Below are 13,205 nucleotides of genomic sequence, written 5' to 3'. Positions count from 1 at the left end.
TATGAAAATCAAGAAAATTACAATTCTGTTGGCTATGGCATTACTTACCAGTTTTGCCATACGCTCGCAGGATAACAAACATGAAGTGTTTTTCTCTGCAACTGGAGGAATATCTTCATTGAAATATAAAATAAATGAAGGAGATAATAAGCTGGCGTTTGGTTCTTCTGTTGGGGTGGGTTACAATTACTTTCTCTCAGAAAACTGGGCGTTGAATACCGGGCTCGAATTATCTTTTATGAACTCGAAAGGACTTATGGATAATATCTCTGATGAGTATAATGCTATAGATGCTAATAACGATGAATTTCGATTTGCATATTCCATTCATTCGGTTGAAGAGAAGCAGAATGCTATATTCCTGAATATACCTCTTATGGTTCAATTCCAACAATCTGTATCGAAAGGTTTTTATGCTGCCGTTGGAGGGAAAATAGGAATACCGGTCAGTGGAAAATATACAACTACTCTTTCCAATTTGTCTACTACTGCTTATTATGCCGACATTGATCTTCTTATCGATAAAGATAATGAAGTAAATGGTATAGGTCATTTTGCAGGGGCAGAGAAGAAAGCTGATTTGGATATGAAGCTGTCTTTTATGTTATCTGCCGAGGTTGGAAATAAATGGAGGCTTACCGATAAGCTAGCTCTTTACTCGGGTGTATACTGTGATTACGGACTTAACGATGTGCGGAAAAACAAAGAAAAGGGTTCTTTGTTGGGGTATAATAAGCAACATCCATCCGATTTCGAAGTAAATAGTATAACTGCATCAAAGTATCTTAAAGCAGAGGGTACAAAAGCGCTTACCGAAAAAATGTATCCAATATCTATTGGGGTGAAATTAAAGTTAGCATTTGCTTATTAATGTTCATAAATGTAAAAGAGGCTGCCTGAGAAGTAATTTTCAGGCAGCCTTTTCTTTATAGTATTTCTATCCTTACACTAATTACTGCTGATAATCTGAGCCAGAGATACTTGATATTTTTCGCCTAACAGCGTTGCATACTCTTTGCAAAAACTGTTATATGTACTTTTAGCGAGACTTTTTTTACCTTGTTTGTAATACACCCTGCATTTCGCAAAAAGAGCTTCCTCATTGAGTGTGTCAAATAAGAAAATCAGGTTGGATGCCTTAAGAATAGCGTTGGCTTTTCCTGAATTAATTTCACGCAGAAGTATGCCCAATAAGAAGTCGATTGCAAAATCTGAATATGTGGCTTTATAAGAGTCCAGCCATTCTTCTTGAGTGAAAGGTAAGAGCTGTCCATAACCTAATAGTTCCAATAGCTTGGACTCGGAATCTGTATCTTCCATTATTGCCTTTTGAGGTAGCCTCATGTATTTAAGTACCTCAAGATAATCGCAAATAGAGTTGTCTTCAATGGCTATCTTCCAGAAGCTATTGTTGTTTTGTACTTGCACATTCCCAATCTTTTCTAGCACCTGATTGAGTCGGTTCATGGATACATTTCTGTTGTTTCTTGCCGATTTTTCATCTTTGTCGGGCCATATCAGGCTATCTATCACTTTACTGTTTATGCCGGGACCATTTTCACTATTTAAGATTATAGCAAGTACCAGACTTTTTAGTGTTGGAGTGAAGAGATCTGTAATGTCTTTACCCTCAGAGTCTTTTACGTTGAAAAAACCGAGTAGGGAAATAGCCTGACGAGAACGATCGTAATATATTTCATCGTTATTTATCAGGGATTCATCTTCTGTAAGATCATCCGTTAATGAGAAAGCGGAATGAATAGATTTCTCTTTCTTCTTTCTCTTTCTTCTATAAATGGTGTATCCTGCGACTAAGCATATCACAGCGAAAGCTGCTGCAATATATATTGTTTTAGACTCATTTGACTCGGAGGTTTTAGCCGATTGCAATATTTGGCCAGATGCTATAGGCGGATATGCTATGCTATACAGATCGATTTCCGAATTGCCTCTTTTGTAATCTTTACAGAATAGAGCGTACAGTTTGTTTTCTTTTTCGGGCTTCATCAGAGTCGAAAAATTGTAATCAGCATTCAATTCCAAAGAGTCTATATAGGCCAATTCTTCAATTACAGGTTTTTTTCTGGCCACCTTTAGCAATATTTGTTTTCCAAGAGCTTTTGATATAACCAAAAATGAATCCTCTTCCTTGTTATAGATCATATTTCCACATGGCAGAAAATGATTAGAATTATTATATTCCCAGCATAGAGATACTTTCATTGTTTTCAGGTCGATAGCATAAAGGTCGGCGGTAATGATAGAAGTCAATTCCTGTTTTCCGCTTTGGTTTCCTTCTCCTCCATAAATGTACAATGTATCGCCAACGATTGCCGATGCCGACGAATAGCGAGGGGAAATTACATTTAGTTGTTGGGTATTCCATTCATTGGTGGCGGGATTGATCACGGTCAAATCGTTTTTATATCGATAGAACCCATAGCCGCCGAATGTAATTATTGAGGAATTTGAATTCCACAAAGCGGACGTGTGATGCCAATACGACGGCTCTAAAGCAGGTGCACGGTTGCTGCTCCATGTTTTATTTTCGAAAGAAAAAACAGATATAAACTTTTCCTCCAGATTATACGAAATCAGTTCATTCTTTTTAGGGTTAAAAACAACATGGTTCGTATTTATATTGGCAGGCCTTCCAGATTTTACATATATAGTATCTTGCTGGTTGGTGATTACATTGTAAGAAATAATCTGTTTATTGTCAGGAATAAAATATATAATACCTCTTCCTGCATCGAATGCATACTGTATATATGTTTTATTATTTGTAGATAATGAAAAATGCTTGGTCCAGTTGGCGTAAGAGTCTATTATCCAGTCGGGGCTCATTACTGTGGCTTGGGCTTGTTTCAGATCATCATAGCATTCGGTCTTATTGTGCTGCTTTAGAATCCAATGCCTGAATAATTTATCTCCATGCGATAGCTTAATATCCTTTATGATCATCGGCGGAACTTCTTCTGTTGAAAAACCTGTAAGGTTTGACTTCCCGAAACAGATAATGGCTTCCTTCCAATCTCCTTTCTTTAATGTCAAAGTTTTGGAAAAATCTTTATACTTTATTTTTAGTGATTGATCTTTGTTTGATATCGTTATTGCTACGTGAAACCATTCGTTTAGTTTGAGATCTGTTAGTATGGGGATAATTTCATCATTAATTACCATGATTGGAAAATTTCCACTATTGCCCGAACTAAATCCGAGAGTTACTGAGGATTTCGATTCGCTGATTATTTTTACAGTAGAGCCATATAATATAGATGTATTCTCATATTTCAAATCAAACTCCAGAGTCAATTCGTCTTTGATGTCGATATAGTTTCCGTTTTCCAAAAGCAATCCTGTCCGGTCTGCTGCTAATACCTCGTACGATTTAAATCTTAATCCGTACTCAGAATTATCTGATATGCAGGGTTGGACAATATTGAATAACAGGAGAAATAGGGCGAGTGTGTATTTCATGGAAGCTTTTATTTAAAAAGGTCTTTGTGTGAACAATACAACCAATAAGTAATATACAAAATTAATGATTTTTTTCATGATAAGTTATGAGAACTTTATAATAAGTGATTTTAAAAATAAAGGAATATGGGAGTTTTTATAGCTTTTATCTTTAAAGAGCATTTTAACTGAATTTTAATTCTTAATTAATAGGCGTGTTTATGTAAATTTAAGTATCTCTCTTTTTTTTTGTAGTAAAGTAAAAAATATCATGAAATATGCCTTCATCTCTTGTCTCGATTGGGAAGATGTATTCGCCTAACGAATTGTAGTAGCTAAGTGATATCGCAAAGAAAGACGAAACAATTAATTAAATAAAATACCAAATGAATTTTAAAGGAATTTTTTTTGTGCTTGCCGCAATAATATTGACGCTCCCCTCGGGTAGAATATTAGCGCAAGCGCGAAAGCATGCGCCAACAGCTGCATATCCCAGTTACAAAGGAATGATCATGGCTGGGTACCAAGGGTGGTTTAGGGCTCCAGCGGATGGAGTTATGTATCCCGACGAAAAACAAGTACGCATAGATATGTGGCCCGATATGCGAGAATACGAAAAAACATATCCTACGGGGCTTAAACTAGCCGATGGGTCTACTGCACGCTTTTTCAGTTCTACAGATAAGAGTACAGTTGATCTGCATTTCAAATGGATGCAGGAGTATGGAGTTGATGGTGTTTTTATGCAACGCTTCTTCAGTGCTGCTCAGGCTAAAGCACGGCAAGGCGGTCAAACGGCAGTTATCAAGAATGCATTTGAAGCAGCGTCTAAGTATCAACGTGCTATCGCTATCATGTACGATCTTTCGGGACTCAGCAAGTCGGGAGAAGACTGCTCAAGCCTCATAGAAGACTGGAAATACTTGGTTGACTCTATAAAGGTGACAAACCAGAAAGGAAATAAAACATACTTGTTTTTTAATGGTAAGCCGCTTGTTGCGATATGGGGTATCGGATTTCCCGACAGGCCTTATAATACTCGTGATATCGGTATTGATCGTTTTATCGATTTTCTCAAAAATGATCCTGAATATGGAGGTTGTAGTGTAATGCTTGGAGTTCCTACCTTCTGGCGCGAACTCAATGCAGACTGCCTTCCCGATCCTTACTTGCATACAATTATACGCAAGGCAGATATTGTTCTTCCGTGGACTGTCCAGCGTTTTTCTCCTCTATTGCACAATGATATGGATCGCTATCGTGACTTAATAATCGGAGATATAGAGTGGTGCAGGCAAAACAAAATAGATTATGTGCCTTGTGTTACACCCGGTTTTAGCTGGCATAATCTCAGTAGGTTCGAGTTCCCTGATGATATTAAACCCTCCGGGTCGATACCGCGTCAGAGCGGGCGTTTTTACTGGCAACAGATATCTACGGCTATCAATGCAGGGGCTAGTATGCTTTATGTAGCTATGTTTGATGAGGTAAACGAAGGTACAGCTATATTCAAATGTAGCGACAATCCTCCGGTAAGTGATATAGCCAAGTTTGTAGGTATGGACGGTATGCCATCCGACCACTATTTGTGGCTTACAGGAGAAGCAACAAAAATGATGCGTAAAGAAAAACCATTGAGTATCAAAATGCCGAAAAGAGAATAATTAATATTCTTGAATAATACTTTATAGCGTATTATTATATTGATTTTATACGAAAAATAACTGAGATAATTTTATAAATTTAAAAGGTTAATGCTTCTGCAACCTGAATAAATGCCAAACAAAATAAAAATGAGAAAGTATTTTATACTAACTGTTCTGATTGCCCTTTCCATTAGTATGTATGCAACGGAAAGAATAAAATATCCTTACCCGTTCAACCCTATGCAAGGGTTGGTAAATGATGTGGAAAAGCCATACAGACAAGAGTTATGCCTGAACGGTAAATGGGACTTTATGCCGATATACGGAGCGAAAGCGTCAGATTTTAAGAAGCCTGTGACTTTCAAAAAAGAAAACGTTGCTATAAAGATACCGTCACCATGGAATGTAAATCATTTTACAGACGGACAGGGGGGAGACTTTACTGCTTATCCAAGTTATCCCAAAGAGTGGGAAAAAGCCGAGATAGGATGGATGCGGAAGAATGTGTCTGTACCCTCAGATTGGAGTGGTAAACAGGTTATTCTTCATTTTGAAGCTGTGATGGGAAAAACCGAGGTGTATGTAAATGGTCAGAAAGTGGCTGAAAACTTTGAATTATTCCTACCCTTCGAAGCGGATATAACATCTTTCATAAAGCCCGGACAAGAAAATGAAATACTTGTGGGTGTAGCCAAAGGCAGCTTGTTTGATAATCATGGAAAATATGGGCGTAGAACCTACGTAGGAGGGTCTATGTGGGGTATCGAAATGGCAGGGATATGGCAAGACGTATATATGTTTGCCTATAATCAGGTGTATGTAGAAGACTTGTTTATTCAGCCCGATGTACAGAATAAAAAATTAAGAATAGAACTCGATATTAAAAACGCATCCTCGCAGAAGCGAACTCTAAACTTGGATGCTGAGGTAAAAAAATGGTACAATCTGGCTGGACGTACAATTAATGAAAGTCCCGAACAGAAAGGAGAGGTCGCTTCTCTCGCTTCATTGACTTTTCCTACAGAAAAAAAGATTGTATTACAACCCAACTCAACTACAAAAGTTACAATCGAAAAGGCTGTAAACGGAGAACTCGAATATTGGACACCCGAAACACCAAATCTTTACGGATTGATCGTAAATCTGACCGAAAACAATAAAACAATAGATAAGAAGTATAACCGTTTTGGTTGGCGTCAATTTACAATTTCAGGAGACCGATTGTTGCTGAATGGCAGACAGATATCCTTAAGGGGCGACTCATGGCACTTTATGGGAGTACCTCAGATGACACGCCGCTACCCTTCGGCATGGTTTAGTATGCTTAAAGATGTGAATGCAAATGCAGTTCGTTTACATGCTCAGCCTTTCCCTCGTTTTTATCTGGATGTTGCCGACGAAATGGGTATCTGCATACTGGATGAAACGGGTATCTGGTCGAGCGACGGAGGACCGAAGATCGATAGCGACGATTATTGGGAGAGTTGTGTAGAGCATATTCGCCGTCTTATAAAAAGAGATAAGAACCATGCATCCGTATTCGGCTGGAGTGTTTGCAACGAAACAGTTCCTGTAGCGGTACATGTATTTAAAGCACCGGAAGAGCTCATTCAAAAACAATTAGATGAGATAAACCGATGGGTAAAGGTGACAGTCGAACTAGACCCTACTCGACCTTGGATATCGGGCGATGGAGAAACCGACCGACCAACCGATCTGCCTACTGTTATCGGTCATTACGGTGGTATGGGCGGTATGCGGAAATGGGCATCGGAAGGAAAACCGTGGGGGATAGGAGAGCAGAGTATGGCATATTACGGAACTCCTAAACAATCGTCAGAGTATAACGGTAATAGATCTTACGAGAGTATGCTCGGTAGGATGGAGGGTGTAGCAATAGAAAGCTATGAACTTATAAAAACTCAACGTGAGTTGAATGCTTCGTATAGCAGTATATTCAATCTGGCATGGTATGGATTGCAACCTCTTGAGCTGGGAATGAAAGACACAACACGACCTCCTGTTGCAGATGATGGTATCTTCTTCGACTTCCAAGAAGGCGGATATGGAATGCAGCCGGAGCGCTTAGGCCCATATACTACTACTCTCAATCCGGGATATGATATGTCGTTGCCCCTTTATAGAGAATGGCCTTTGCTAGATGCTGTGCGCAAGGCTAATGCAACGCCGATGCTACCGTATAGCGGAAAGATAGAAGATAAAAAAGAAATAGAAAAAGTAGTTCCAGCTGTCGATGCTATTGTGTTATATGCCTCGACGGACTCGAAACTAAAGGAAAATCTTGAAAATTTAGGATTGAAAATCCTCACTGATGCAAAGATCACAAATAAAACTTTGGTAATAATAGACGGAAATAATCCTCCGACAAACACCAAAGAACAACAGTTAAAAGTACAGAAGGCGATTGAAGCCGGAGCAAAAATTCTCGTAATGGGAGTAAATCCACAATCAAGAGATTTCATCAATGCTATTCTTCCTTATTCTGTATCGTTGGAAGACAGAAAAGCTACTTCATTTCTGAAAGAGGGAACACCTGTTTTGTTGCAAGGATTAAATCATGCTGATTTTTATTTCTCAGAACTTATTCCACGAGGCAAAACGGCAATGCATTATGGTATGTCAGGAGATTTTGTAATGAAATCGGATGTATTATTGAGAGCATGCAATACCGATTGGCAACGTTGGAATTATCAGGCTGAGACATCGAAGACCGCAAATGTCTTCCGTAGCGAGCGAGAATCTAAAGGAGCCGATGTGGTAATAGCCTCTCTCAAACAAGGGAATGCTGAAATAATTCTTTCTACACTCGACCTTTCAGAAATAGCCTTAGAGACTCAGTCTTTGCTTACCAAAATGCTATTGAATCTGGGAGCTGCTATTTCCAATGATAATATAAAAAGCATGCAGGCATTAGATACTAAGGCGCAGTTACAAAAGTCACTAGTTGTATCCTTAAGTAAAGATGCTCATTCGGTAGAAGATTTATTGTCAACCGATTTTCTGAAGGGTGAGGCGAATATTATTCCTCAACTTAATACAATATCCGACAATCAATCGTGGGCAGTAGCAATTGCCGAGAATGGATTGTTTTCATTGGCAAAGCCCGAAAGAGACAGAACGGCTGTGGCTTATATGAGTTTTTGGATATATAGCCCACGCTCATTGAGTAATCTGCTGGCTGAGCCTGATATGCCGAGTTTGGATATGTTTTTAGATTTTGAAGGTGGATTTGCGGTTTACTTGAACAAGAATAAAGTATTTTCAAAAGAAAGCGTTGGGCAGGCAGAGACTAAGGTTCCTAATATAATGCTGGATAAAGGATGGAATCATATGGTTATAAAATTGGTGAATCCGAGGAATAATTCCCAGATAAAAACGAACATCCGTTTCAACTCGGCAGATAAAAACTTTATGAAGCAGATATTATCGTCTGTAGTAAGATAACGTGAAATAAAGAAAGAATAAGACATGAAAATAAAATTGATATTACTATCCTTTTTCATATTGACTTGTATAGTCTCTTGTGGACAGAAACAAAATAGCACTTCGAAAGAGAATGATAAGAATTATAAGTACGATTCGTATAATGGTTTGGTAATGGCTGGTTATCAGGGGTGGTTCAATACCCCTGATGATGGTACTAACAGGGGTTGGTATCATTACAAAGGGAAAAAAGGATTCTGTCCCGGATCGAGCTCAGTAGACTATTGGCCTGATGTATCGGAATATGAGAAGAAGTATAAGACAGAGTTTGTTTTTCCCGATGGAAGCCCTGCATATACCTTTAGTTCGTATGACGAGTCTACTGTTGATACTCATTTTCGATGGATGAAAGAATATGGACTCGATGGTGTATTTATGCAACGGTTTGTGAATGAAATAAAGAATCCGAGCGGCAAGAATCATTTCAACAAAGTGCTGACCTCGGCAATGAAGGCAGCGCAGAAATATCAACGGGCTATATGTGTGATGTATGACCTGAGTGGCATGCGCTCGGGTGATGAAAAAGTTTTGCTGGACGATTTTGACGAGTTGGTAAAAGCTTATGACATCAAAGACCAAAAGAAAAATCAGTCTTATCTCCATCACAATGGAAAACCATTGGTGGTGATATGGGGCGTAGGATTTAATGATAATAGAGCATACGGATTATCTGATATAGAAATCATGGTGGATAAACTTAAAGAAAGCGGATTTAGTATTATGCTGGGAGTCCCTACATACTGGCGTACTCTTACTTCAGATACTATGGAAGATCCGAAGCTCCATGAGTTGATAAGAAAAAGTGATATAATTATGCCTTGGTTTGTAGGGCGTTACAATGAGGCTTCATATTCTCCTTTTGCCAAGCTTATATCTGAAGACATAGCTTGGTGTAAAGAAAATAAAGTAGATTATGTACCACTAGCCTTCCCCGGCTTCTCTTGGAAAAATCTGAAAGGTGATAATACCTCGCAGATACCTCGTAATAGAGGTTCATTCTTGTGGAAACAAATGAGTGAGTCGATAAAAGCAGGTGCAAAGTCTCTCTATATAGCAATGTTTGATGAAATTGATGAGGGAACAGCTATCTTCAAATGTGCAACACAAGTTCCTGTTGGCATATCGGGAAGTACCTTTGTTCCTATCGAAGAAGGATTGCAGAGTGATCATTATTTATGGTTGGTAGGAGAAGCAGGTAAAATGCTTCGCAAAGAAAGAGATTTGACAACCTCTCTGCCTCAAAGAAAATAAATATCTTTTGGTAGATCATTAGAGAATGAGTTCCTCCTAAGTTTTACCCATTTGATTTCAGATAGCGGCTTATAGAATGCTTATAGCCGCTATTGTTGTATAACAACCGAATACAAAAGCATAGAAACATTTTGTGAGGATGGCTAAAAATGACTATATTTAACATCTTTAAGTCAAATGCCAGTGTAAATTATTTAATTGTTAATTTTATATCATAAAAATTCATGAAATTAAATTTGATCTTAGCATTCCTTTTGGTTGCTGTTATGGCAACATCTCAAACAAGAGATTGGGAGAATCCCGAAGTTTTTGCTATCAATAAAGAAAAACCCAGAGCCACGTTCTTGCCCTATCCCGATGCAAAGCTTGCAGCTCAAGATGACTATTCGGCATCACCTTACTTTATGTCGTTAGATGGTACTTGGAAGTTTCATTGGGTGGCTAAGCCATCCGAAGCTCCTGCTGATTTTTATAAAGAAAACTATGATGTAAGCAAATGGACAGATATGCCTGTGCCGGGAAATTGGGAGTTTAACGGATTTGGTATTCCTATTTACACCAATGTAATTTACCCATTCCCAACAAATCCCCCTTATGTAAATGATAACGATAATCCTGTAGGTTCGTATAAGCATCAATTTGATCTCCCTCAGACATGGGACGGACGCAAAGTGTTCATTCACTTTGAAGGAGGAACTACCGCTATGTATCTATGGATAAATGGCCAGAAGGTAGGGTATACCGAGAATGCAAAGAGCCCGGCTGAATTTGATATTACTCCTTATGTGCGAAAAGGGAAAAATACTTTGGCTTGTCAGGTTTATAAATATAGTGATGGGTCGTACATTGAAGATCAGGATATGTGGCGATTGGGAGGTATCAACCGCAGTGTTTATCTCTATAGCACAGCAGAGACACGTATATCAGACTTTTTTGCACATCCTGACTTGGATGCTACTTACAAGAATGGGTTGTTTAGTCTTGATGTGGAATTGAAAAATTATGCTACCCAGAATAAAAACCAAACAGTAGAAGTTGCTTTGCTCGATGGTACAGGAAAAAGTGTATTTAGTAAATCTCAAAAAGTAACGGTTCCTTCTAATGGTTTGAAAGAAACAACTTTTAGCGGTACAGTGTCTAATCCGTTAAAATGGACAGCCGAAACGCCTAACTTATATACTTTGCTGATCTCTCTCAAAGATGAGAAAAACAATATTGTAGAGGTTACATCTAGCAAAATAGGTTTCCGTAAAATAGAAATCAAAAATGCCCAAGTCCTTATTAATGGCAAAAAGGTGTACTTTAAAGGAGTCAATCTGCACGAATATAATTATAAGACAGGGCAGGTTGTAAACCGCGAGGTGATGATGCGCAATATACAGTTGATGAAAGAATTGAATATTAATGCCGTGCGTACATCTCACTATCCTCAGCCTACATTGTGGTATAAGCTGTGCGACCAATACGGAATCTATCTGGTAGATGAGGCAAATCAAGAGTCGCATGGATTGGGATATGGTCCGAGCAATGTATCTAACCTTCCTGAATGGAATGCCACTCATATGGACAGAATAAAGAACGTGGTGGAAAGAGATAAAAATCATGCGTCGGTTATTTTCTGGTCGTTAGGGAATGAGTCCGGCAATGGTAAAGCATTTTTCGATACTTATGATTGGGCAAAAGCAAGAGATAAGAGCCGCCCTGTGCAATACGAACAAGCACATCAAAGAGATAGGAATACTGATATATTCTGCCCGATGTATCCATCATGGGAATCTATGAAGCGTGATGCTGCCAGAGATTTGGAGAAACCTTATATTATGTGTGAATATGCACATGCGATGGGAAATAGTATGGGTAATATCCAAGAATACTGGGACGTTATGCGTAGCAGCAAGAATATGCAAGGAGGTTTTATTTGGGAATGGTACAATCATGGTTTCCCTGCAAAAGATGATCAAGGCAGATTCTTTTGGGCGTATGGCGGCGACCTAGGTGGATATAACCTTGTTAATGATGGAAATTTCTGTATGGATGGTATGATTAGCCCCGATCAGAATTATTTGCCACATACTCACATTGTAAAAAAAGTGTATCAGAATATACTATTCAAAGTGAAAGACTTGAATAATGGTATCATAACAGTGATAAATGATTATAAATTCACTGATCTTACAAATGATAACTACTCTTACGAATGGGTGTTGTTGAAGAATGGCAACGTGGAATCGAAAGGAACATTTGACGTATCCGTCCCTGCCGACTCTCAGAAAGATGTGAAACTAAATATACCGCAAATAAAGGCTGAGCCGGGAGTAGAGCATTTCTTGCAAGTTTACGCTTACAATAAGAAAGAAACAGCCTTCCTAAAGGCCGGATTTGAAGTCGCAAAAGAAGAATTTGCATACGATACAAACAACTATTTTACTGAAAAAGGAAAGTCAGGCTCATTAAATATTTCTAAAGAGCAGGATCAGATAATCGTAACATCTGGCACTCTGAAATATCAGTTTGCGACAAAAGACACTCGTCGTGGACTTACCCGGTTTGAGAGCGACGGAAGACCTGTAATGCGTGAATTGCCTCGTCTCAACTTCTGGAGGGGGCCTACCGATAATGACTTTGGAGCAAACGATCAGATTAATCTTCGCTTGTGGGAAGTGGCAGGAGATAATACGCGTTACAGTTATTTGGGCAGTGAAGAGAAAGACGGAAATATTGCTATAAAATATGAATGTAAACTGTCTGCCATAGAAGCAAAAGTAGATCTGACGTATACCGTGAATAAGGATGGAAGCCTGAATATAAAGGCTGATTATAAGGCATTGTCAGATAATTTGCCGGATATGATGCGATTTGGAATGATAATGACTTTGCCTAGAGAATACAATGACTTTGCATGGTATGGACGTGGTCCTCATGAAAATTATATAGATCGCAAACATGATACATTCATGGGAGTTTGGAAAGGAAAAGTAGAAGATCAGGCATTTAGTTATTATCGTCCACAAGAAACAGGAAATAAAACTGATGTGCGTTGGTTGACTCTCACAAATGACCAGAATAAAGGTGTTCGTGTTGAAGGAGGGCAACCTTTGTCTGTAAGTGCAACTAATTATAAGCCGGAAGATCTGGATCCAGGTAGAACCAAAAAACAACAGCATTGGTCGGATGTATTGCCTCGAAATGAAGTCGTGCTTTGTGTTGATTTGTTTCAACGCGGGGTAGCCGGCTTAGATTCGTGGGGTGCAAGACCTTTAAGCAAGTATAGTTTTACTGATAAAGAATATAGTTACAACTTTACGATAAGCCTTCAGAAGTAACTTATAAAAAAGATAATACTCA

6 protein-coding genes are annotated in these 13,205 nt (G+C 38.7%); 5 read left to right on the top strand and 1 reads right to left on the bottom strand.

Annotated elements, in window-relative coordinates; translation table 11 throughout:
• Position 1 precedes the first annotated feature (1 nt).
• Positions 2 to 871: an outer membrane beta-barrel protein gene (locus PKC55_RS06555; protein ID WP_283686633.1), complete on the top strand. Its 870-nt coding sequence runs from the start codon at positions 2 to 4 to the stop codon at positions 869 to 871.
• 77 nt (positions 872 to 948) lie between these two features.
• Here the strand turns inward: PKC55_RS06555 and PKC55_RS06550 are convergent, their stop codons facing one another.
• Positions 949 to 3,480, bottom strand: coding sequence for a Kelch repeat-containing protein (locus PKC55_RS06550; protein WP_324372367.1), 2,532 nt, complete (start codon positions 3,478 to 3,480; stop codon positions 949 to 951).
• A gap of 365 nt (positions 3,481 to 3,845) precedes the next feature.
• On the opposite strand from PKC55_RS06550, the gene PKC55_RS06545 reads away from it, so the two are divergent.
• The 4 genes from PKC55_RS06545 (at position 3,846) to lacZ (ending at position 13,183) form a co-directional block, all read left to right on the top strand.
• Positions 3,846 to 5,123, top strand: coding sequence for a glycoside hydrolase family 99 protein (locus PKC55_RS06545; RefSeq protein ID WP_324372365.1), 1,278 nt, complete (start codon positions 3,846 to 3,848; stop codon positions 5,121 to 5,123).
• A gap of 129 nt (positions 5,124 to 5,252) precedes the next feature.
• The gene (locus PKC55_RS06540; RefSeq protein WP_291123935.1) at positions 5,253 to 8,570 is read left to right on the top strand and encodes a glycoside hydrolase family 2 protein; all 3,318 of its coding nucleotides are present in this window, start codon (positions 5,253 to 5,255) and stop codon (positions 8,568 to 8,570) included.
• A gap of 24 nt (positions 8,571 to 8,594) precedes the next feature.
• Positions 8,595 to 9,860 carry a glycoside hydrolase family 99 protein gene (locus tag PKC55_RS06535; RefSeq protein ID WP_324372362.1) on the top strand — a complete coding sequence of 422 codons (1,266 nt, stop codon included), beginning with the start codon at positions 8,595 to 8,597 and terminating at the stop codon, positions 9,858 to 9,860.
• 224 nt (positions 9,861 to 10,084) lie between these two features.
• On the top strand, positions 10,085 to 13,183 hold the full coding sequence (gene lacZ / locus PKC55_RS06530; protein WP_291123937.1) for a beta-galactosidase, LacZ type: 3,099 nt from the start codon (positions 10,085 to 10,087) through the stop codon (positions 13,181 to 13,183).
• The last annotated feature ends 22 nt before the right edge of the window (positions 13,184 to 13,205 follow it).

This window comes from Dysgonomonas sp. (assembly GCF_035323175.1).
In the GTDB taxonomy this organism is placed as follows: Bacteria; Bacteroidota; Bacteroidia; order Bacteroidales; family Dysgonomonadaceae; genus Dysgonomonas.
Note: the sequence above shows the minus strand (reverse complement) of the source record. Positions and strands in the feature narration are given on the sequence as shown.